Here is a 231-nt window from a genome sequence, read left to right on the forward strand (position 1 = left end):
GATGATGGCAGAGAGGTCACACCCGTTCCCATACCGAACACGGAAGTTAAGCTCTCTAGCGCCGATGGTAGTTGGGACCTTGTCCCTGTGAGAGTAGGACGTCGCCAAGCTATTTATATCATCGCGGGGTGGAGCAGTACGGTAGCTCGTCGGGCTCATAACCCGAAGGTCGCAGGTTCAAATCCTGTCCCCGCAACCAAATGGTCCCGTGGTGTAGTGGTTAACATGCCT

1 tRNA gene and 1 rRNA gene are annotated in these 231 nt (G+C 55.0%); both read left to right on the forward strand.

Annotated features, from left to right (window positions below):
• A 5S ribosomal RNA gene (rrf, locus tag MR071_RS25275) occupies window positions 1–110 on the forward strand; the annotation flags it as partial.
• Between the two features lie 12 nt (window positions 111–122).
• Window positions 123–199: transfer RNA gene (locus tag MR071_RS25280), tRNA-Met, on the forward strand.
• Window positions 200–231 lie beyond the last annotated feature (32 nt).

Source organism: Bacillus cereus group sp. BfR-BA-01316 (genome assembly GCF_022664195.1).
In the GTDB taxonomy this organism is placed as follows: Bacteria; Bacillota; Bacilli; order Bacillales; family Bacillaceae_G; genus Bacillus_A.